This is a genomic window from Pseudomonas sp. PAMC25584 (assembly GCF_058135675.1).
Genome location: NZ_CM176870.1, coordinates 4,110,242 through 4,131,578 on the forward strand (window position 1 = coordinate 4,110,242; position 21,337 = coordinate 4,131,578).

Annotated in this window: 22 protein-coding genes; 2 read left to right on the forward strand and 20 right to left on the reverse strand. The window is 63.4% G+C overall.

The features are described 5' to 3' along the window. Window positions 1-35: 35 nt before the first annotated feature. Entirely contained in the window at window positions 36-524 is a 489-nt protein-coding gene (locus ACS5Q8_RS19005; RefSeq protein ID WP_465159332.1) for an Hcp family type VI secretion system effector, read from the reverse strand. A gap of 185 nt (window positions 525-709) precedes the next feature. Here ACS5Q8_RS19005 and ssp4 point away from each other — a divergent pair, with 185 nt between their 5' ends. Both ssp4 and ACS5Q8_RS19015 read left to right on the forward strand, forming a co-directional pair. Beyond that, window positions 710-1,624 carry an Ssp4 family T6SS effector gene (ssp4, locus tag ACS5Q8_RS19010; protein ID WP_276193750.1) on the forward strand — a complete coding sequence of 305 codons (915 nt, stop codon included), beginning with the start codon at window positions 710-712 and terminating at the stop codon, window positions 1,622-1,624. After that, window positions 1,621-2,106, forward strand: coding sequence for a hypothetical protein (locus ACS5Q8_RS19015; protein ID WP_276193751.1), 486 nt, complete (start codon window positions 1,621-1,623; stop codon window positions 2,104-2,106). Before ssp4 ends, ACS5Q8_RS19015 begins: the two co-directional genes overlap by 4 nt. Window positions 2,107-2,203: 97 nt before the next feature. On the opposite strand, the gene gspD is transcribed toward ACS5Q8_RS19015, so the two are convergent. From gspD to ACS5Q8_RS19110, 19 genes are all read right to left on the reverse strand, one after another. Continuing rightward, window positions 2,204-4,330, reverse strand: coding sequence for a type II secretion system secretin GspD (gene gspD / locus ACS5Q8_RS19020; RefSeq protein WP_276197962.1), 2,127 nt, complete (start codon window positions 4,328-4,330; stop codon window positions 2,204-2,206). Between the two features lie 5 nt (window positions 4,331-4,335). After that, window positions 4,336-4,854, reverse strand: a complete 519-nt coding sequence (locus ACS5Q8_RS19025) for a hypothetical protein (RefSeq protein WP_465159333.1) — start codon at window positions 4,852-4,854, stop codon at window positions 4,336-4,338. Next, window positions 4,851-5,450 (reverse strand): type II secretion system protein GspM, encoded by a 600-nt coding sequence (gspM, locus tag ACS5Q8_RS19030; RefSeq protein ID WP_465159334.1) that lies wholly within the window; start codon window positions 5,448-5,450, stop codon window positions 4,851-4,853. Before gspM ends, ACS5Q8_RS19025 begins: the two co-directional genes overlap by 4 nt. Beyond that, entirely contained in the window at window positions 5,425-6,423 is a 999-nt protein-coding gene (locus ACS5Q8_RS19035; RefSeq protein WP_465159335.1) for a PilN domain-containing protein, read from the reverse strand. Before ACS5Q8_RS19035 ends, gspM begins: the two co-directional genes overlap by 26 nt. Continuing rightward, window positions 6,420-7,121, reverse strand: a complete 702-nt coding sequence (locus ACS5Q8_RS19040) for a general secretion pathway protein GspK (RefSeq protein WP_276193755.1) — start codon at window positions 7,119-7,121, stop codon at window positions 6,420-6,422. Before ACS5Q8_RS19040 ends, ACS5Q8_RS19035 begins: the two co-directional genes overlap by 4 nt. After that, on the reverse strand, window positions 7,118-7,726 hold the full coding sequence (locus tag ACS5Q8_RS19045) for a prepilin-type N-terminal cleavage/methylation domain-containing protein (RefSeq protein WP_443694990.1): 609 nt from the start codon (window positions 7,724-7,726) through the stop codon (window positions 7,118-7,120). The genes ACS5Q8_RS19040 and ACS5Q8_RS19045 overlap by 4 nt, the downstream gene beginning before the upstream one ends. After that, window positions 7,723-8,055, reverse strand: a complete 333-nt coding sequence (locus tag ACS5Q8_RS19050) for a type II secretion system protein (RefSeq protein WP_426101323.1) — start codon at window positions 8,053-8,055, stop codon at window positions 7,723-7,725. The genes ACS5Q8_RS19045 and ACS5Q8_RS19050 overlap by 4 nt, the downstream gene beginning before the upstream one ends. Next, window positions 8,052-8,477: a prepilin-type N-terminal cleavage/methylation domain-containing protein gene (locus ACS5Q8_RS19055; RefSeq protein ID WP_426101321.1), complete on the reverse strand. Its 426-nt coding sequence runs from the start codon at window positions 8,475-8,477 to the stop codon at window positions 8,052-8,054. The genes ACS5Q8_RS19050 and ACS5Q8_RS19055 overlap by 4 nt, the downstream gene beginning before the upstream one ends. A 7-nt stretch (window positions 8,478-8,484) precedes the next feature. Continuing rightward, window positions 8,485-8,895, reverse strand: coding sequence for a type II secretion system major pseudopilin GspG (gene gspG / locus ACS5Q8_RS19060; protein ID WP_276193759.1), 411 nt, complete (start codon window positions 8,893-8,895; stop codon window positions 8,485-8,487). Window positions 8,896-8,915: 20 nt separating this feature from the next. Further along, window positions 8,916-10,118, reverse strand: a complete 1,203-nt coding sequence (gene gspF, locus ACS5Q8_RS19065) for a type II secretion system inner membrane protein GspF (protein WP_465159336.1) — start codon at window positions 10,116-10,118, stop codon at window positions 8,916-8,918. Further along, window positions 10,115-11,824, reverse strand: a complete 1,710-nt coding sequence (gene gspE / locus ACS5Q8_RS19070; RefSeq protein ID WP_276193761.1) for a type II secretion system ATPase GspE — start codon at window positions 11,822-11,824, stop codon at window positions 10,115-10,117. Before gspE ends, gspF begins: the two co-directional genes overlap by 4 nt. Window positions 11,825-12,205: 381 nt before the next feature. Next, window positions 12,206-14,611: a TonB-dependent siderophore receptor gene (locus ACS5Q8_RS19075; protein WP_465159337.1), complete on the reverse strand. Its 2,406-nt coding sequence runs from the start codon at window positions 14,609-14,611 to the stop codon at window positions 12,206-12,208. Window positions 14,612-14,737: 126 nt separating this feature from the next. Continuing rightward, window positions 14,738-16,348, reverse strand: coding sequence for a gamma-glutamyltransferase family protein (locus tag ACS5Q8_RS19080; RefSeq protein ID WP_465159338.1), 1,611 nt, complete (start codon window positions 16,346-16,348; stop codon window positions 14,738-14,740). A gap of 17 nt (window positions 16,349-16,365) precedes the next feature. After that, the gene (locus ACS5Q8_RS19085) at window positions 16,366-17,457 is read right to left on the reverse strand and encodes a polyamine ABC transporter substrate-binding protein (RefSeq protein WP_276193765.1); all 1,092 of its coding nucleotides are present in this window, start codon (window positions 17,455-17,457) and stop codon (window positions 16,366-16,368) included. A gap of 20 nt (window positions 17,458-17,477) precedes the next feature. Further along, complete coding sequence (locus ACS5Q8_RS19090; RefSeq protein WP_276193766.1) at window positions 17,478-18,257, reverse strand: amino acid ABC transporter ATP-binding protein; 780 nt, start codon at window positions 18,255-18,257, stop codon at window positions 17,478-17,480. Between the two features lie 2 nt (window positions 18,258-18,259). Next, on the reverse strand, window positions 18,260-19,036 hold the full coding sequence (locus ACS5Q8_RS19095) for an amino acid ABC transporter permease (protein ID WP_276193767.1): 777 nt from the start codon (window positions 19,034-19,036) through the stop codon (window positions 18,260-18,262). A gap of 12 nt (window positions 19,037-19,048) precedes the next feature. Then, complete coding sequence (locus ACS5Q8_RS19100; protein WP_276193768.1) at window positions 19,049-19,855, reverse strand: ABC transporter substrate-binding protein; 807 nt, start codon at window positions 19,853-19,855, stop codon at window positions 19,049-19,051. A 64-nt stretch (window positions 19,856-19,919) separates the two neighbouring features. Continuing rightward, window positions 19,920-20,588, reverse strand: coding sequence for a GntR family transcriptional regulator (locus tag ACS5Q8_RS19105; protein ID WP_276193769.1), 669 nt, complete (start codon window positions 20,586-20,588; stop codon window positions 19,920-19,922). Window positions 20,589-20,838: 250 nt separating this feature from the next. After that, window positions 20,839-21,291 carry a hypothetical protein gene (locus ACS5Q8_RS19110; protein ID WP_276193770.1) on the reverse strand — a complete coding sequence of 151 codons (453 nt, stop codon included), beginning with the start codon at window positions 21,289-21,291 and terminating at the stop codon, window positions 20,839-20,841. Between the last annotated feature and the right edge of the window lie 46 nt (window positions 21,292-21,337).

A 21,337-nucleotide genomic window follows, 5' to 3' on the forward strand; every position in this document is an offset into this window, starting at 1 on the left:
CGCAAAGACGCGCTATCCGGGCACAAGGTGCAGCTTCACGCTTTGACGTTCTGCCGGATATTCCAGCCGAACTTCACTGGCCCGCCGTCCTTGGCGCCGTCGGCCTTCTGCGGCTGGTAGCTGACGTCGACGCTGGCGAAGTTCAAGGCGATGCTGTCGTAGAGCACCTCATCCTGACTTTCAGCACCGGTGCCGTAGGACACCACCATGACTTCCTTCAGGGTGATCACCAGATACTCCACCGGGCTGGAACCGCCCGCCTTGCGCACCACCAGTCGTGCTTCGGGATAATGCTTGCCGGTCGTGCAGGCCATCATCAGGTTGGGGCTGGATTTATCCAGCGGCTTTTTCAGGTTCAGGTTGGCAAAGTCGGCCTTGCCCGCGCCGCCACCGGTGCCGGAATGCATCGACCCCGTCTGCGACAACCCCCACGCCCACTCGCTGACATCAATCTCATCCCGATGGGCCTGGTCCCGTGATTCACCCTTGATATCGCCCAGTTTCAAAAACATATCGACGGCCATGTGAGCTCCCTGTCCTGTTATGCGTCGGTAGCGACGTGGGGCGCACTGTTCCTGAATCGATACGCCGCTCACAAGACGCCAGGGCGGGATTGGGAAGTGCCTTTCTTGAAAAAACGAAACTTCCGACATTCATCCGCGCGACGCCATCTTTACTCTCTCGACTCTCGCCAATCAGGAGTTAAGGAATGACGATCTCCCAGTTCAAGGATAGATATCTCTCAGCCCATCTCAACACGCGCCAACGTCTCGAAGGCAGCCTCAACCTGCGGCGGTTGTTCTTCGCCATCGACGCCGACCCGGCGCTGATCGGCGCGGGGGTGGTGTACATCGACGAAGCGTTCAACGTGGTGACACTGCGTGAGTTCCAGGCGATTTGCAGTGTGCGGCCGATTACCGTGGTGCTGCGTGAAGCGCCCCGGTATGTGGGGCCGGTGGAATTCAAGCGGATGCTGGAACATGAGCCGCGAGAGTCGAGGTTGATGGCGGAGGCGATGAGTACGGCAGTGACGTGTGCGGGGGCGCTGTTGAGTTGGCGTGTTATATACAGCGGGATAGCCATGATGCCCTTTACTGCTGGCGCAAGCGTTGTCATCTCTTTCATCGGCACAACCGCAGCAGTGGCGGGCTCGTTCCAGTGCGCAGCAGGAGTCTATCGAACCGTAAACGAAGTTTGGGACCCTCAGAGGAATGACTATCTGGACAGTAGCGCGTGGTACGAAGGAATGATGGCGGCTCTGGACGCCGTTTCCTTACTTGGGGTGGCCACTTCTGCCGTAACGACAGTGAAAGTTATCAACCTGTCCAAGCGGGCAACAGGCAAACCACTTCGAGAGGTACTTCGTGGGCTAAGCCGGCAGGAGCGGGCAAAATTGACGGATGAACTGTTGAGAATCCAAGACCCACGACTGACACCGAAGCTCCTCAAGCTCAAGCAGGCCGCAGGCAATGCGTCCAAACGCATTCCAGCGGCACAGATAAAACCAATCACCGCAATCCATCGCACGGACACTTTTGCAGCAGCGCTGGGTCTCACCAGCAGCGCGATGTCCGGAAATACGAAGACACTGGCCATCGGTATTTACCAAGAGTTCAGCGAATGAAAAACCACAGAGAATCCCTTTACATCGTAGATCCTCGCCCACTTTTGGCTCACTACAGGCTGGCGTTGTTTGGCGGAGTTTTAGCCCTGTGCTTTTCGATTGCCACTGCCAGCACGCTAATGAACCTTACTTACTTCTCTGACGCATCTGATGGGGTTAGCGATGGGGTATTTTTTCTCGGAGGCGGCATGGCATGCGTGGTATTTGGCGTCGCACAGAGCATTGTCCTCCACGGTTATCCTCAGTGGGTTTGGCTTCAGGTTGGCGTGTTCATGATTTATTTGCTGCTTGTAGTTCCGACAACCATCTATAGCCCAGATCACGCCCTATTTACCTTTGCCCTGCTGAGCCCGTTACTTGGACTGCTGTGCCTGAACAGCAAGCGCCAACGAGAAATGCGTCTAAAGATGGTAGAAATCCGCCACAAGCGCGAAGCCATCATCGCCACCCTGAAAAAACAAGGCCGCTGGAAATGGTGGTAACCCGCGCGGTTGCTGGCACGGTCGACTTCCGATCACCGAGACCCGAACGCCACCCTATCGCGAGCAAGCCTGCACACATTTTTTTTACCGCAGTCCTTTAGTTTGCCGGCTTCAGCAACTGCATCTGCTGGCGATAATCATCCGTCACCTGCCGCGCCTGGCTGCTGCTGGTGATCACCCTCGGCGTAATCAGCACAATCAGCTCAGTGCGGTCCTTGGATTTGCTGGTGTTGCCGAACAGCCAGCGCAGGCCGGGGATTTTGCCCAGGTACGGCACGGCACTGACGCTCTCGGCGTTGTCCTGTTTGATCAACCCGCCGAGCAACACCGTCTGCCCACTTTGCACCGCCACTTGAGTCGAGACCGAGCGCGTTGAGATACGCGGATTTACCGGCGTGTCACTGCTGCTGGTCTGGCTCTCGGCATCGCTGACCTGCTGCTGGATGTCCATGTACACCAGGCCGCCCGGGTTGATGCGCGGTACCACATCCAGAATCACCCCGGTCTGCACGTATTCGACGCTGCTCAGGGTGCTGTCGGCGTTACCGGTATTCACCGTGGTCTGGCTGATGGGGATGTTGTCCCCGACCTGGATCTGCGCCGGCTGGTTGTTCATCACCACCAGCGACGGTGCCGACAGCACCTGCGTGCGGCCGTTGGTCTCCAGCGCGTGCAAGGCCACTTGCAAGTTGGAGCTGACGAAGGAATAGAACAACGAATCCGACGCCCCCAGCCCTGCCCCGCCACCGCCCAGCGCGCCCTGGCTGCCGGACGCGTTGGCGACGGTGGTGCTGGAGGAGTTGCCCGCCAGGCGGCCGAGGTACCACTGCACGCCAAGGTCCAGTTCACCGGTGAGTTTGACTTCGAGGATGCGCGTCTCGATCTGCACTTGCAGCGGCGGGTTGTCGAGGCGTTTGATCGCGGCTTCGATCTCTTTCCATTGCGCGGGGCGGGTGCGCACCAGCAGTTGGTTACTGCTTTTTTGCGCGGTGATGCGGGTGCCGGCTTCGAGGCTTTTATCCGCTGCGGGTTCGGGCGCTTCGGCGCTTTGCTCAGGTTCTTCAGCCGGCGGCGGAGTGCTCTGCAGGCCACCGGCATTGTTGTTGAGCGATGACAACGTAGTGGTGCGCAACCCCGGTGCGACCTTGGCCGGCGTATCGTCCTTGATCGCGCCGTTGCCGTAGATCTGCCGCAGGTATTTGGCCAGGTCAGAGGCCTTCATGTTGCGCACGTCGTACACATACATCTGCGGCTCGTTACCACCACCTTCGTCGATGGTGCGAATCCAGTCGCCCACCTCGCTGAGGTACTGCGGCTGGGAAGAAATCGCCACCACCGAATTGGTCCGCTCGATCGGCAGAAAGCGCAGCATGCCGGCCAAGGGCATACCGCTGTCCGGGCCGAACATGGCTTGCAGCTCGGGCATCAGCTCGGCCACCGACGCGCGTTGCAAGCCGAATACGCCCACCGACATGCCCTTGAGCCAGTCCACATCGAAGGTGTCGATGGTGGCCTGGTAGTTGGCCAATTCTTCCGCAGTGCCGGCCAAACTCAGGACGTTGCGCGCCGGGTCCACCAGCAGAAAGGCGTTTTCGCGGGCGAACGGCTTGAGCAGTTTCTGCATCTCGGTGGCGGAGATATACCGCAACGGAAACAGCCGCGCCGACAGGCCGCTGGACGGTTGAGCCACGTTCATTTGCGGGACCAGCTTGCCCGCCACCGCCTGGTTGGCCGGCAGGATCACGTAGCGCTTGCCCTGCTTGATCATCGCGTTGTCAGTCCAGGACAGCAGCGTTTCGAGAATCGACAGCGCCTGCTGTTTGTCCACCGGTTTAGACGTGGAAAAGCTGACGCTGCCTTTCACCCCTTGGGCGATGCTGTAGTTCTCGTGCAGCAGGTCACCCATCACGCTGTTGATCACCGCTTCGATAGGCTGGTCGGCGAAGTTGAACACGATATCGCCGCCGCCCTGCTCTTCGTCACGCGGGCTGGCGCTGGGTGGGCGCACGAATTGCTGGTTGCCACGTATCAACTGGCGTTGGGCCGGCGCCTTCGCTGCGGGCGGCGGGCTGTCCACCGCCGGCGTCTCACTCGGCGGGCGTTGCGCGCCGGTGCCTTGCATGGCTTCGTGAAGTAAAGCGTCGTCTGCGTCGAGACGCTCGGGCAGCGAGCCACAGCCTCCAAGGGAGACGGCGGTAGTCAGGCAAAACAACGAGGTGCGCATGTCGATCAAGGGAGGGGCTCGCGAGGCAGGGAAATCGGTGGCCGGGTCGACGGCGGCGGCAAACGCTTGGCGTACAGGCTCAAGGTTTGCGTGCGACCGTCCAGGGTAAAACGGGCGGATTGCGGCGTGAGGTGTTCCAGGCGCCAGCCGTTGGGCAGCACCTGGCCCAGGCGCACGGTCAGCGGGCGACCGTCGGCTTGCTTGAGCATCACCATTTGCAGGTTGTCGGTGATCAGGATGCCGCTGAGGGTCAGGTTGGCCAGGCTGCTGGCCTGGGTGTTGCCGACCGCACGATCGGGGCTGCGATCCGCGCTGAACAGCGGGGTTTGCCACGTGGCGGCGAGGCGGTCCAACGCGACGCTGGGCGCGACTCGCACCCGCGCAGAGGCATGCTCGCGCACGGCCGGTTCGGGCAGCCACTGCGGTTCGTCGCCGATGCTGCTCAGGATGACCGCCATCAATAGGCCCAATACCCCGACCAACCCGAGCAAGCCCCATTCCAAGGGGCGCAAGACACCGATCATCGGGCCACCTGCGGTTGCAGGTAGCCGCGCACCAGCAACTGCACCACCAACTGCCCCGCCCCGCCACTGACCGGCGCCTGTTTGCCACGGCGGATGCGCAGCTCATCGACGAACAGAAACGGCGGCTGGTATTCCAGCTCATGCAGGATCGCGGTCAAGGGTTCGATGGCGCAATTGAGGGTCAGGCTGACCTGCACCTGTCGATACGGTTCGCCGTCGTCCTGCTCCGGGGTGATCGGTTTGCGTTGGCTCAGGCTGCAGCCGCCGCCGAGGGTGACGTGGCGGTTGATCAAATCGGCGAGGCGTTGCATCAGGTCGGCGGCGACCGCATCCGGGTCATCCCCCGGCAGCAGGCTGGTTTGGCTGGCCGGGTCCTGGCGGGCCTGGTCCAGTTGCTCGCGCAGTGCATCGCCCTGGCGCAACACACCGGCATAGCGTTGCTGCTGTTCGCGCAACTGCTCGGCCTGTTCGCCCATGGCACGCAAGGGCCCGGCGAACCAGCTGTCGATCAACAGCCAGTACGCCGCGCCGAGCACCACGGCCAGGATCAGCAAGGCCGTGCCACGGCGTTCACGGGGTGTGAGGGGTCGGCGCATCGGCGGCCTCCGGGCGAAGATGGGCACGCAAGGCAAACTGATCCTTGCCGCTGCGCACATCGGGTTGAATCACCCCTTCAAACTGGGCGTTGTCCAGGCGGTGGCAGCCTTTGATCCGAGTGATCAGGGCGCTGGCCTTGGCGCTTTGTCCGGAGAAGGCAATGTCTCGACCCTTGATGTCCAACTGGTCGAGCCAGGTGTCGGCGGGCAAGCACGTGGTGAGGTCGTCGAGCAGCGCCACCAGCGGTGGCTGGGCCAATTTGCGCCGGGTCAGGTACTGCGCCGCGCCGCGGGTGGTGAGCAGTTGCTGACGCAGCGCATGCACCTCGGCGACCTGGGCTTTTTGCTGCTGGACGCTTTCGTGCATGGCGTCGAGCACGCGCTGGCGGTCGTTGAGCCAGAGCAGCATCGCCGCGATCAGCAACGCGCCGCACAGCCACGGCAAGCTGCGTTGCAAGCCCTTGCCTGCCGGGCGCGCACGCGGGCGCAAAGGCGCGGGCAGCAGGTCGATGCCCAGGTTGCCCACATCCACGCGATGAGGACGCAGACCGAGGGCGGCACAGTCGCTGAGGATTTGATCGAGGCGTTCGCGCAGGATCGCCACCAGCGTCACTTGCAGGTGGGTCGGCGTGCGCCGCTCCTGACGTGCGACGAAGTACAACTGGTCGGCCTCGAACGGCGTGTAGCGATCCAGTTCATAACCGACCACAGCGCTGAGGTTGCGGGCTGCGGCGGCGGGCAACTGCACGGTTTGCACCAGCACGGCGTCGGCCGCGAGCACCAGCACCTGGCGCGCGTTGCCCGGCGCCAGCTCAACCGGCTCGCTCAACGGCCAGTGATAGCGCTGCTCGGGCGGCTCGTGCAGCGCCAGCCACGCTGGCACGCACGCACGCAGCTCCGCGAGCCACAGGCGCCAACCTTGTTGCGCCAGGCTGCCACGCCAATACCGGGCGATGGGTTCCAGTCGATTCATTCTTGCCAACGCAACACCCGGTAGGGCTGTGCGCCGTCCTCCGTTGGGCTCAATAAAACCGTGACGTGCAAACGCGCTTCATAACCGCCGGGGCGCTGTGCGCGGCTGTCGACCACCAGCACCTCGCCGGGATCGACGCCCTGCGCGCTCTGCTGCGGCAGGTTCAGGGCCTGGCGCATCAGGGCGCTGGCGAACGCCGGAGCGGGCCGATCGAGGTCGCTCCACAAAGTGATCTCGGGCAACAATTGGCTGTACAGCGCCTGGGTCATGCCCGGCAATTGGCGCACTTCTTCGAGCACGCGAAACGGCGCCAGGCCCTGGTTGCGCCGCGCCTCCAACGCCTTGGCCAGTTGCGTGGCCTGGGCCGGGGTGGCGCCGCAGGCCAGGGCCAGGCGCGTGAGGTCATCCGCCTCGGCGTTGATCAGGTACAGCTTGCCGCGCTCGCTGCGTAGGCTGACGTGCAACTGCGCGTCATCGAAAGTCAGCGGCATTTCACGACCATCGGCGATCCAGCGTGGATCGGCCATCGCCAGGGCGACGCCGGCTTCGGCCGCCAGCACCGTCTGGGTGTGCTGGCGATGCCACAGCGCCTGGCGACTTTCCAGCTGTACCCAAGCGGCCAAGCCACCCAGCAACACGCTGAGCAAGGCCAGCACCCAGAGCACCAGCAGCAGCGCCGCCCCGCGTTGACGCCTCATTCGCCCGTGGCTCCGCTGGACAGGTTCAAGCGCAACGCAATCACCTCGGTGACCCAGGGCACCGGCCCGTCGACACGCGCGGCAATCCGTACCGCAGCGGGCAAGCGCCGGGGCCACGGCCACTGGTCAATCCATCCGGTGGGTTGGCCCAAGGGCGATACGCCGCGATAACTGAACTGCAGCGCCGCAAGGTTCGTCAATAGCACTTGCGGCTCATCGCGGGAGACCGTGGTCTGCGCCTCCAACCGCGAGAACGCCACCTGCAAATCCTCTGCGCCCCGTTGCAGGGTGAAACGCTGAATCCCGCCACCGAGCACACCGGGCAACGTCGCGACAAACTGCAGTCGCTCGGAGTCGCCCACGAAAAACCCATCGGCCTGGCTGTCGTCTTCCGTGACATCCAGTGGCAATGCTTCACTGATGGCGGTGCGTAAGAACTGCTGGGCGGCGCGCATTTCGTCCAGGCTGACGGTATAGCGCTGGGCCTTGGACACCGCGCGATTGGCGCCGAGCAACGCGCCGCTCAACAACACCAGCAGCACCGCGAGCAAGCTGAGTACCACGAGGATTTCCAGCAGGGTGAAGCCCCGCTCGCGGCACCTCACTGGCGCACCTTCAATGTGCTGAAACGGGCCTGGTGCGAGCCCTCGCTGACAATAAGGTCAAGGCGATACAGCTGCGGTTGCTGGCGCACGCACGTCAGTTGCCAATGGATGCCGTCCAGCTCGCCCTGGCGGACCCCGTCGGCCAGGTGCCCCGCCGTTTCCTGGTCCAGCACACTGAGGGCGGCATGGCTCAGGCGATCGCTGCGGGCCACTTGCGCCAACGAGCGCGCGCTCTGGCCGAAGGCGACCAGCAACACCGTGCTGCACACCGCCATCAACGTCAGGGCGGCGAGCATTTCGAGTAAGGTAAACCCGGCCTGGCGCTTCATGGCAGCGCCTTGGACTGCACGCTGCCGGTCAGCCAGCCAATGTCGATGCGCCAACGCCGGCTGCCGTTGGCCAGCAGCAGATTGCCGCCGGTGGAACTGCCATCGGGGTAGAACTCTACGGCGCTTGCGACCTGTTCGGCGCTGTGCAAGGTGACTCGCAGGCTCGCCGGCCACGCGTGAGGGGCGCGGCCCGGCGCCTGGAAGGTCAGGCGCTGCAGATCGAATTCGGTCCTGGCCGCACGCCCGCTGACAATCGCCCCGGCCCGCGTGGTGCGCAGGGCGTCGACCATCTGCCCGACCACGCGCCGCTCGTTCGCCGCCTGCACGGCCTGGCGCGCACCGAGCCCCAACAACCCGACAGCGAGGCTGATCAACAGGATGACCGCCAGCATCTCGAGCAAGGTAAAGCCGCGTTGGGGCATGGGCGGGTTATTCCCAGTTGCCCAGGTCGGCGCTGTAGCCCTCGCCGCCCGGTTGGCCATCCTGGCCGTAGAAGATCAGGTCGAAGGCCCCATGTTCGCCCGGGAAGCGATAGCCGAACGCATGGCCGAACGGGTCTTTCAGCTCCGACGGTTTGGCATACGGTCCGGCCCAGCTTGCGGCATTCCCGGGTTTGTCCACCAGTTGCTGCAGGCTGTTGGGCGGTGAACCGACATCCAGGGCGTAGCTGTCGAGCTTCATGCTCAGGCTGGCCAGTTGCGCCTTGCCCGCGCCGTACTTGCCCTTGTCCACATTGCCGCCGACCTGGCGCACCACAATGGTTGCGACAATGCCCAGCAGCACGATCACCGCGAGCATTTCCAGCAGGGTGAAACCGCTTTGACGGCGTTGAGTTCTCATCGATCGGGTTCCTTGAAGGTTCATATATGGCTGGTCAGGCTCATCAGCGGCAGCATGATCGCGAGCATGATCACCGCCACCAGCACCGCCATGACCACGGTCAGGGACGGCACCAGGGCCGCGAGCAGGCGGTCGATACCGCGTTTGGCTTCGACGTCGAAGATGTCGGCGACCTTGAGCAGCATGCTGTCGAGTTCGCCGGCCTGTTCGCCGACGTCAATCATTTGCAGGGCCAGGTCGGGCAACAGCGCTTGCGTACCGAAGGCGCTGGCCAGGGTGCCGCCGCCTTTCACCGATTCAGCCGCATCGGCCACTTGGGCCTGCAATGCGCGGTTGGTGCAGACCTGCCGCGCGATGACCAACGCTTGCAGCAAGGCCACGCCATTGCTGAGCAAGGTGCCCAGGGTGCGGGTCAGGCGCGCCGCTTCAACCCGCTGCAACAACGGGCCGAGCACCCGCAGGCCGAGCAGACGGCGGTCGTAGCGTTCGCGGCGCTGGGGATCGCGCAGGCGTGCCGCCAGGGTCCCCAGCGCGACGATCGACCCGGCCAACAGCAGCAGACCGTAGGCACCGAGGAATTGACCCAGGGCCAGAATCACGTCGGTGATCAGCGGAATCGGCACGCCCAGGTCCTGGAAAATCGGCACGAACTGCGGCACCACATACGCCAGCAACAACGCCAGCGAACCGAGCACGCCGACCACCAGGAACGCCGGGTAGATCAGCGCATTGATGACCTCGCCGCGCAGCCGCTCGCTGCGTTCGAGGTAGTCGCTGAGTTGGCGCAGGGTGCTTTCCAGCGCACCACCGGCTTCACCGGCGCGCACCATGCTCAGGTACAACGGTGAGAAGCTCGCGCCCTCGTCCTCCAGCGCGGCCGATAACGGTTTGCCGGCATTGACCTGGTCGCGGATGCGTTCGATCAGCGCGCGCACCTGGGGCTGGCCGGGTTGCTTGAGCAGCAGGCCCAGGGAGCGCTCCAACGGCTGACCGGCGCCCAACAGCGTCGCCAACTGCTGGGTGAAACTCACCAACGCGGCGCCCTTCAACGCCCCACGCACAAAGGCATGGCGCAGGCCCTGGCTGCCGGCCGTGTCGATCTGCAACAGCAGCCAACCGCGCTTGTGCAGGATTGCGACGGCGGCGGCTTGATCCTTGGCTTGCAGCGTGCCGCGCTGGGTCACACCCTGGCTGTCCAGGGCGCGGAAGGTGAACAGACTCACGCGCCGTCACCACGGGTAACGCGCAGCACTTCTTCCAGCGAGGTGACGCCCGCCACCGCCTGGCGCAGGCCTTCTTCATGCAAGGTACGCAGGCCCGCGCGACGGGCGGCCTGCTCCAGCGTCGCGGCGTCGGCGTGGCGCATCAACAGGCCACGCAGTTCGTCATTCATCACCAGCAATTCGGTGATGGCGCTGCGGCCGTGGTAACCGCCTTCGGCGCCGGGCCGGTAGAGCAGGATCGGGCGCTCATCGGTAAAGCGCTCCAAGCCATGCTCCTCGATCAGCTCCGGCGGCGCTTCGAAGGCGACGCGGGTCGCCGGGTCCAGGCGCCGCACCAGGCGTTGCGCGAGGATGCCGGTGACGGTCGAGGCGATCAGGTAACGCTCCACGCCCATGTCCAGCAGGCGCGTGATGCTCGCGGCGGCGCTGTTGGTGTGCAGGGTGGAGAGCACGAGATGGCCGGTGAGCGACGATTGGATGGCGATGCGGCAGGTTTCCAGGTCGCGGATCTCGCCGATCATGATCACGTCCGGGTCCTGGCGCACGATGGAGCGCAGCGCCCCGGCGAAGTCCAGGCCGATGGCCGGTTTGACCTGGATCTGGTTGATGCCCTCGAGCTGGTATTCCACCGGGTCTTCGACGGTGATGATCTTGCGCTCGGCGCTGTTGAGCCGCGCCAGCGCGGTGTAGAGCGTGGTGGTCTTGCCGGAGCCGGTGGGCCCGGTGACCAGCAGGATGCCGTGGGGCCGTTCGAGCACGTCGAGGAAGGCGGCCAGGCGCTGGCCGTCAAAGCCCAGGCTGGGGAAGTCGAACTGCACGGTTTGCCGGTCGAGCAGGCGCATCACCACCGACTCGCCAAAACTGGTGGGCACCGTGGACACCCGCAGGTCCAGCTCCTTGCCCTGGATGCGCAACATGATCCGCCCGTCCTGGGGCAGGCGCCGCTCGGCGATGTCCAGGCGCGCCATGATCTTCACCCGCGAGATCACCGCCGCCGACGAACTGGCCGGCGGCGCTTCGGCGTCGTGCAGCACGCCGTCGACGCGGTAGCGCACCTTGAGCTGGTTTTCGAAGGGTTCGATATGGATGTCCGATGCACGCTGTTCCACCGCCCGCTGCAGGATCAGGTTGACCAGGCGAATCACCGGTGCTTCGGAGGCCATGTCCTTGAGGTGTTCGATATCTTCCAGCGCGCCGCCCTGCTCATCGAGGTTCTCGATCAGGGTGCCCATGGCGGAACGGCCCTGGCCGTAGTAGCGCTCGATCAACGTATCGACTTCGTTGCGCGGGCCGATGGCCAGCCATATCGGCACATCGCAGGCGTAGGCCAGGGCCTGAAAGGGATAGTGCTGCGCCGGGTTGGCCGCGAGGACGCGCAGCCCGCCTTGGGTCCACCCCATCGGCACCACTTGGTAATGGCGCATAAAGCGCTCGGTGAGCGTGGGCAACGGGTCGAGCAGCGGCGGCGCGGCATCGGCCAGCAACAGCGGCGCACCGAGCAACGCCGCCCAGGCGCGGGCCAGTTCGATTTCGGACACCAACCCCAGGCGCGTGAGCAACCCCAACAGGTCGCAGGCGTCGGTGGACAAGCGCCGGGCACGCTCCAGATCGACGGTTTTCAGCCCGGCGTGCTGCATCAGCCACGCGCACACGGTGTCGGTGTGCGGTATCTGCGTATGGCAGGCATCGATGGGCATGGACGACATAGTGGGGTGTCTAGTTGCGAGAAAGTATGGCTATTTGGAACTACTGGATATAAAAAGAAAATGCCATTAGTTCGCCACGCCGCAGTCGGAGTTAACTGGGTTAATCGACTGGAAGTTCCAACGCTAGTTCCGGAAGCAGGGAAACAAACTGAAAAGAATAGGCTTCGGCCATCTTTAAATGGCCTTACAAGCCTTGATTTAAAGGCTCAGCACCGAAAAGGCCGAATTTAGCTAATTGCAATTAGCCACTTCGCTAATTAGCGCCACGCGCCGAAGTTTCCCTCGGCGGACATCATGCTAAAACTTTCAAATAGCCTGTGTGTTTTTCACTGCCGATGGCACCTGCGAACCGCGCGCGAGTAAACAAAGGCGATCTCCCGATCAGAAGTCGACCGTGGCCGACAACAGGTAAGTACGCGGCGTCGACAAGGTCAACCCCGGCTCACTGTCGTCCGACGCGCCCGCCGAACTCCAATAGCGTTTATCGGCGACGTTCTCCACATTCGCGCGCAGGGTGATGCGTTTGTCATCGACCTTGAACGCATACCGCGCGCCCACGTCGATGCGGTTCCAGGCGTCGATTTCCTTGACGTTCGACTGATCCAGGTATTGCGAGCTGGAGTGGATGCCGCGGCTGGTCAAGGTCAGGCCTTCGAGGCTCGGCACGTCCCACTCCGCGCCGAGGTTGACGTTGTACTTGGGGGTGGCCGGGGCGCGGTTGCCGTCGTAGGTGCCGTTGGTGGTGTGGGTCAGCTCGCTGTCGATGTACATCACCCCGCCAAGCAAACGCACACCCTTGAGCGGCTCGCCGAACACGCTCAGTTCCACCCCTTCGTTCTGGCGCTTGCCGTTGGGGCCGAACACGTTCGAGGTGGCGTTGGTTTCATAGGCCGGTTGCTTGATGCGGAACACTGCCGCAGTCACCGCGAAAGCACCGGCGTCGTATTTGGCGCCCACTTCCACCTGGCGGCTGATGAACGGCGGGAAGATTTGATTTTCGTTGTTCGAGGTCGACGGCGCGACCTTGCCCTGGCTCAGGCCTTCCATGTAGTTGGCGTACAGCGACAGCGTGTCGGTGGCCTTGAACAGGATGCCACCGGACGGCGAGATTTTTTCTTCGTCGTAGCCAGTGCGGCCTTTGACGTCGTTGGTCCAGTCATCCACCTTCACGCGTTGCCAGCGCGCGCCAAGAGTCAGCAGCAGGCGGTCGTCGAAGAAGCCCAGGGTGTCGGACAGCGCCACGCCGCTGAATTTATTCTCGGTGTACACCTTCGCATCCTGGCGGGTGGCGGTGGACGGCGTCGGCGTTTGCACCGGGTCGTAGAGATTGCTCGACGGCGACGCATACCGTGCGCCGCCGTTGGTGAAGTCCATGTAGAAGTAGCTGGCAGCCAGGTTGACCTCGTGACTCACCGGCCCGGTCTGGAACCCGTTGCGCACGCCCGCCGTGGCAGTGCGCACATTTTCATCGCGGGTGAAGTCGCGGGGCTGCACGCTGAAATCCCCTGCGCTGTTGCTGACGGAAACGGCGTGGCGCAGGAAGTCGTGGTTACTTTTGCGCGCACCTACGCCGCCGTACAGCATCACGTTATCGCTGAGGTCAAACTCGGCATTGACCGTGCCAAACGTGTCGTTGGTGCTGGCCTTGCTCCACGACTGCGCATAGTTGCGGCGCACATCGTTGGCGCTGGGCACCGGGGCAGCGGCGGCCACCTGCACACGTTCCTGGGGCGCATCGGTGTCGCGCTCGGTGTGGCCGATATCGGTGGAAAGGCGCAGGCGCTCGCCGCGAAAATCCAGGCCCAGTACGGCCATCTCGCGATCGACGCTCTGATGGTCCCATTCGGTATCGCCGGACTGCTTCACGCCGTTGAAGCGCAGGCCGAACTTGTTGTCCTCGCCAAAGCGCCGGCCCACGTCCACCGCGCCGCCGGCCTGGCTGCCGGAGGCCCAGGTGCCGGTGAACGAGGTGATGTCCTTGTCGGTGGCGCGCTTGGGCACCACGTTGATCCCGCCGCCCACACTGCCGCGCGGCGAGATGCCGTTGATCAATTGGCTGGGGCCTTTGACGACGTCGACGCGGTCGGCCATTTCCATGTCGATGGTGTAGGTCGGCAACACGCCGTACAGGCCGTTGTAGGCCACATCACTGCTGAACAGGCTGAACCCGCGAATGGTGAACTGCTCATAGCGCCCACCGGCCGGGTTGGTGGCGCGCACCGACGGGTCGCTGGCGATCAGGTCGCCGAGGGTGCGGGCCTGCTGGTTCTTCACCGCCTCCTGGGTGTAGGTGGTCATGCTGAACGGCGTGTCCATGAAGTCCCGCGAGCCCAGCAGGCCTTGCGAACCACGCCGCGCCACTTGCCCACCGGCGTAGGTATCGCCGTCGTCCAGACTGCTGGTGCCGAGGATGGAGGTCGGCGCCAGTTGCAGGCTGCTGCCATCGGGCACCGGCACCAGCATGTAGGCCTGCTCCCCCATAGGTTGCAGTTGCAGGCCAGAGCCTTGCAGCAGCCGCGCAAAGCCTTCTTCCACGGCGTACTCGCCGGACAAGCCAGCGCTGCTGCGGCCACTGACCAGCGCCGGGTCCACCGACAGGTTGACCCCCGACAGCCCGGCGAAACGCGTCAGCGCGGCACTCAGGCTACCGGCTGGCACCTGGTAGCTGCGCCGGCTGGCGGTGTCTTCGGCATAGCTGACGGGCACGAACAACGGGCTGGCGCTGAGGCTCAGCAGCAGGCTCAGGTTGAGCAACGGGCGCAAGCGCAAGGAGGGGACTGCGGACATGGGAAGAAGCTCTCGATTTTGTTCACTTACCTGGGATGACAGGCGAGGTGAAAAAAAGGGACAGGCTTCGTCAAACTATTTTCCGCAACGGCTACCCACAGCCTCCCGATACGCAGGCCGCCCGTTTTACCACACGGCGATATGCGAGTCCGCCCGCGGCTCGGTCCCTGCGCACAGCACCCCGCTGACCGGGTCGCGCAGGATGATCTGCCCGCGCCCATAGTCGGTGAGGTCGCTGTCGATTTGCACCTTGTGGCCACGCCGCGCCAACCCATTGGCCAGATCGCGAGAAGCGCCCTGCTCAATCCCAACCTTCATGTCGCCCAGCCATTGCCAGCGCGGCGCATCCAGTGCGGCCTGAGGGTTGAGGCCGAAGTCCACCAGGTTCATCACCATCTGCACATGGCCCTGGGGCTGCATGTACCCGCCCATCACGCCGAACGGCCCGAGGGCCTCACCGTTCTGTGTAAGAAAGCCGGGGATGATGGTGTGGAAGGTTTTCTTGCCCGGTGCGAGGCAGTTGGCGTGGGTCGGGTCGAGGCTGAATTCCTGCCCGCGATTCTGCAGTGCGATGCCGCTGTCGGGCAGCACCACGCCGGAACCAAAGCCGTGGTAATTGCTCTGGATGAACGAGACCATATTGCCTTCGGCGTCCGCCGTGGCCAGGTACACCGTGCCGCTGGCGTGCGGGTCGCCGGGTTTGGGCGGCTGTGCCTGCTCGCCGATCTGGTTGCGACGGCGGGTGCTGTAGTCGTCGCTCAGCAGGTCGGCCACCGCCACGCGCATGTGCTCGGGGTCGGTGATGTAATGCAAGCCATCGCTGTAGGCGAGCTTCATCGCTTCCAATTGGCGATGCCAGGTTTGCTGGCTGTCGCGGTGATCGAAGCTGAAACCTTCGAGGATCTTCAGCGCCATCAGTGCCACCAGGCCCTGGCCGCTGGGCGGGATTTCCCAGACATCGACGCCGCGATAGTTGATGTGGATCGGCTCTACCCACTGTGCGCGGTAATCCTTGAGGTCACAGGCGCGCAGGTAGCCGCCACTGGCCTTGGAATACGTCTCCAGGCGTGCGGCCAGGGCCCCGCGATACAGGCTTTCGCAGCGGGTCGCGGCGAGTTCTTCCAGCGTTCGGGCCTGGGCCAGGTTGCGGAAAACCTGCCCCGCCTGGGGGGCGCGCCCGTCGATCAGGAACGTGTCGAACCAGGCGTCCAGTACGGCGTCGCGATGGGGGGTGAATTCGTTCAGCGCAATCTGCCATTGATGGGCGACCACCGGCGACACCGGGAAACCCTCCCGCGCCAGGCTGATGGCCGGTTGCAGCAGTTCGGCAAACGGCAGCTTGCCGAAGCGTTGCGACAGCTCGGCCCAGGCCGAGGGGCAGCCGGGCACAGTGACCGGGGTCCAGCCATACAGCGGCATCCGGTCATGCCCCGCCGCCTTGACCGCCTCGAGACTCAAGGCGGCCGGCGCGTGACCGTTACCGTTCAGGCCATGCAACTGGCCCTTGCACCAGACCAAGGCAAACGCATCGCCGCCCAGGCCGCAGCCGGTGGGCTCCACCACCGTCAAGGCCGCCGCCGTGGCAATGGCCGCGTCGATCGCGTTGCCGCCCTTTTGCATGATTTCGATGCCCGCCTGGGCGGCCAGGGGTTGGGATGCCGCGACCATGCCGCGCCGGGCAAACACACTCTGGCGTTGCGACGGATAGGGGTACTCGTGAGCAGAAAATTTCAACATGGCAAAGGCTCTTCGATTTATTGGCCGGATTTGATCCGGTTCCATTCCCGGGTCATCAGACGCTGGATGTTTTCCGGCAGGTCGGCGGAGACGAAGGTGTGGCTGATCACGTCGTCGCCGGGGTAGATGCCCGGGTTGCCGCTGACCTTGGGGTTCATCAGCGCCGTCGCATCCTTGTTGGGGTTGGCGTAGCCCACGTAGTCGCTGATCGGCGCGATCACCTCGGGCCGCAGCAGGTAGTTGATCAGCGCATGGGCGTTGGCCGCGTTACCGGCATCCTTGGGAATCGCCAGCATGTCGAACCACAGGTTCACGCCTTCTTTGGGTATCAGGTAGCGGATGTCGATGTTCTTGCCGGCCTCCTTGGCTCGGCTCTGGGCCTGCATGACATCGCCGGAATAACCGACCGCCACGCAGATATCGCCGTTGGCCAGGTCGGCGGTGTATTTCGACGAATTGAAGTAGGTCACCGACGGCCGCAGCGCCATCAGCCGTTTCGAGGCCTGCGTGTAGTCGTCTGGCTTGACGCTGTTGGGGTTCAGGCCAAGGTAGAGCATGACCTGGGGAATGATCTTCACCGGCGCATCGAGAAAAGCGACTCCGCAACTTTTGAGTTTGGCCAGGTTGCCGGGCTCGAAAACCATCGACCATGAGTCCAGCACCGCCTCTTTGCCCAGCACAGCCCGCACCTTTTCTGCGTTGTAGCCGATGCCCACGGTGCCCCACATGTACGGCACAGCGTAGCGGTTGCCGGGGTCGGCCGCGTCCAGGCGTTGCATCAGACGCGGGTCGAGGTGCTTCCAGTTATCCAGCAGCCCGCGTTGCAGTGGCTGGTAGGCGCCGGCACGAATCTGCTTGGACAGGAACTGGCTGGATGGCACCACCACGTCATATCCCGAGTGCCCGGAAAGCAACTTGGCCTCGAGCATTTCGTTGGTGTCGAAGATGTCGTACTGCACCTTGATGCCGCTGTCTTTCTCGAAGTTTTTCAAGGTGTCAGGCCCGATGTAATCGGACCAGTTATAGACCTTCACCACCGGGTCGGCGGCCTCGGCCATAGGGACAATGGCGGCGCAGCACAGGGCCGCGAAGAAGCTCGATAAGCGCATGGAAAATCTCCTTGGACGGGTCATAACACGCGGCTGAGAAAGGCCCGGGTACGGGGGTGGCTGGGGTGGCTGAATATCTGTTCCGGAGGGCCTTGTTCGATGAGCTCGCCCTGGTCGAGCACCACCACGCGGTCGGCCACTTCACGGGCAAAGCCCATTTCATGGGTGACCACCACCATGGTCATGCCCTCCTCGGCCAGTTCCTTCATCACCTGCAGCACTTCGCCGACGGTTTCCGGGTCGAGGGCGCTGGTGGGTTCGTCGAACAGCATGGCCTGGGGTTTCATCGCCAACGCGCGGGCAATCGCCACCCGTTGTTGCTGGCCGCCAGAGAGCATCGACGGGTAATGGCTGGCCTTGTCCGCCAGGCCGACCCGCGCGAGCAAACCACGCGCCTGCTCCAACGCCTCGGCACGCGGGGTGCCGAGCACGTGGATCGGTGCTTCGATGATGTTTTCCAGCGCGGTCATATGGGGGAACAGGTTGAAGCGCTGGAACACCATGCCGATGTCACGGCGCTGCCGGGCGATGTTGCGCTCCGAGTCGCGCACCAGGCTGCCGTCGGGGCGTTCGCGATAGCCCATGGCGCGGCCGTTGACGCGGATGCGCCCACCCTGGATGTCTTCCAACAGGTTGATGCAGCGGATGAACGTGGTCTTGCCGGAACCGGAGGCACCGATCAGCACCACCACTTCGCCGCGCCGCACTTGCAGGGAAATGCCCTTGAGAATCTGCAGTGCGCCGAACGACTTGTGGATGTCCAACGCTTCGATGATCAGTTCTTCACTTTGGTGCGCCATGGTTAACGTCCCCTCAGCAGTTTCAGGGCGCTGCGCCCGAACATGCGGCTGGCTGCCGGCGGTGGCTCAGAAGGCCGGTCGGACTGGCTGAAGCGCGTCTCCAGCCAGCGCTGGAAAAAGCCCCACAGGGTGGTCAGTGTCAGGAAATACAGAGCGACCACCAAGTACAACTCGAACACGCGGAAGGTCGCCGAGGTGATCATCTGGGTGCTGAGCAGCAACTCCTGCACCCCGATCACACTGACCAGGGTGGTGTTCTTGAGCATCACGTTGAACTCGTTGCCCAGCGGCGGCACGATCACCCGGAATGCCTGGGGCAGCACGATACGCCGCATCAATTTGGCAAAGCCCATGCCCAGGGAGCGCCCGGCTTCGTATTGGCCCTTGTCTACCGCACCGATGCCGGCGCGAATGATCTCGGCCATGTACGCGCCTTCATTGAGGCCCAGGGCAATGATTGCCGCCTGGATATTGCCGGGCACGATCAGGCCGAACAGCTCGATATCCTCGAAGCGGAAAATCCCGCCCGCCGCCAGCGCGGTGTACAAAAACACGATCTGCACCAGCAGCGGTGTGCCGCGCATCAGCCACACATAAAAACGCACCGGCAGGTGCAACAACGGGTTCTTCGACAAGCGCAGCAGCGCCGCCGCCAGCCCCAGCACACAGCCGAGCAGCATCGCCAGCACGCTGATCAGGCAGGTCAGCCACAACCCGGTGAGGTACACCCCACTGGGCTGCAGCAGGTACTGCCAGAACACATCCCAATTGAAATTCATCGCAGGTTTGCCTCAGTCGAGTGTGTCGCTGCTGACATGCCATTTGTCCAGCAACCGCACGTAGCTGCCGTCGCTGCGCATATCGCTGATCACCTGCTGCACGGCGGCGGTCAGTTGCGGATCGTCCTTGCGCATGCCCAGGCCGGTGAGGATGCGACTGAACGCTGGCACGCCTTCTTGGAACAGCTCCGGGGCCATCGCTGCGTAGTAACCGGCGGTTTCCACGGTGGTGCCGTAGGCGTCGACCTGGCTGATGCGCAGGGCCTGGAACGCGTCGGTGTCGGTGTTGTAGACCACCAGTTTCATCAAGGGCTTGCCAGCCTTGGTCAGGCTGTCGTTTTGCGCGTCCAGCAGGGTCTTGATGGTGGAGCCGTTGAGCACCGCGACTTTGTGCCCGGACAGCTCATCCAGGGTCTTGATGCCCTTGGGGTTGCCCTTGGGCACCACCACCGACTGGCTGGAGTACATGTAGTTGACGATGTCGATCACTTGGCGCCGCTCGGGCTTGTCGAACAACTGGTCGACGATCATGTCGCATTGCTGGGCAAGCAACGCCGGCACTAAACCGGAGAATGGGATCACCCGCCATTGCACCTGTTTGTCGCCCAGGCGCTTGGCGATTTCCAGGCCCAGGTCGACGGTGAGCCCGCGCGGTTTCTGGGCTTCGTCGAAGGACACCAGGGGCGGTGAGTCCATCCCCGAGCAATACGTGAGCTTATCGACTTTCTGCAGGCGCTCCGGCACCTGGGGCGCAGCAAAAGCCCATTGGGTACAGAGGCCGAGGGAGACAGCCACCAGCAAGGCACGGCATTTATGCATGACCAGACACTCCAGTTCGTTGAATAACGGGGGCAGGAATCAACGTCAAAACACGACAGCTTTTTTATTGTTCGTTTTGCAGAAATTGGATCAGCGCCGGCACCGTACCCTCGATGTGTTCACGCACCACGGCTTCGGCGCGCGCGGCATCACCGGCACGAATGGCGTCGAGGATCACCGCGTGTTCCTGGCGTGCGCTGAGGGGTTTTTCGCCGTGCTGCAACCACAAGCGCATGGGCGCCTCGACCAGCGAGTACAGCGCCGAAATCTGCTTCATCAAGCGCGGCCGGCCGCTGAGGCTGCACAGGTATTCATGAAACGCGCGGTGCCGGCCGACCCACGCGGCGCTCTCGTCGCGGTAGTCATCCATCTCATCCAGCAGGCGCTCCAGCGCCGCGAGCTGGCGCTCACCGATGCGGCCGACCGCCACACGCACCGCCAGACCTTCAAGGGCGCTGCGCATCTCGAACACCTCATGCAGCTCATCGATATCCAGACCACTGACGATGGCCCCGCGATTGGGGCGCAGGGTCACCAGGCCCTGGGCATCCAGGCGACGAAATGCCTCGCGCACCGGCATGCGGCTCATGCCGATCTCGCTGGCGATGTCTTCGGCGATTAGCCGGTCGCCCTTGCAGTAGCGGCCACGACAAATGGCGTCCAGCAGGAAGTTATAAGCCTCTTCCTCGGCGGTCAGCGGCTGACGATCAACGTAAGCGCGGGCAAATTGCATCGGCGGCACCTTTTGAATTTTTGTATCCAATTATCCACGGATACAAAAAAGCAGAATACGTGCCAACTTCTTGAGCGCTGTGCCAAGTGATTGATTTAGATGAAATCGGCGAGAACGTATCGGCAGGCAACGGGGGGGAGGACGGAGGAATTTGCTACCCAATGGCTCAACCCGCACCAAGGGTGGGCAGCGGTAACACACAATGTGGGTTGCACAGGCGAGCCTTGCGCCCGCCAGGTACCTGAAATAATCACGCGCTCCGAGCGGATGACTCAGCCGAATAGATGACCGTTTGCGCACTGCCCGGCGCAACGGTTGGCCGGGTGAAGTAGGTGTCGCCTTCGTCGGTGCGGATCTCGTAGTCGGCTTTGCGCGTGGCGCTGGCGTGCTTGATGATTTTCAGCACGCGCTGGAATTTCACGCTTTGCGTACCGTTCTGGTTGGGCCCGGTCAGCACGTTGACGCTTTGAAACCAACCCGCGTGCTGCTTGTTGCCCACCAGCGCGCTGGTCATCGCCTCGAACCGCTCCAGTCGGGTGAAGCCCCACAGCGTCTGCTCCTCGACCGTGGCGTCCGGCGTGGCGGCGCCGGTGAACACGAAGAGATTGATCGCCGGGCTGTCTTCGCAAAAGAAGTCGTAAGGAACCAGGCCATCGACCATTTTCCTGCCGGGCACAAAGCCCTTTTTATGCACCTGAAACATCGCCACCTCCGCTCAATCAATGGTGACCAGTCTAATGAGCGGCGAC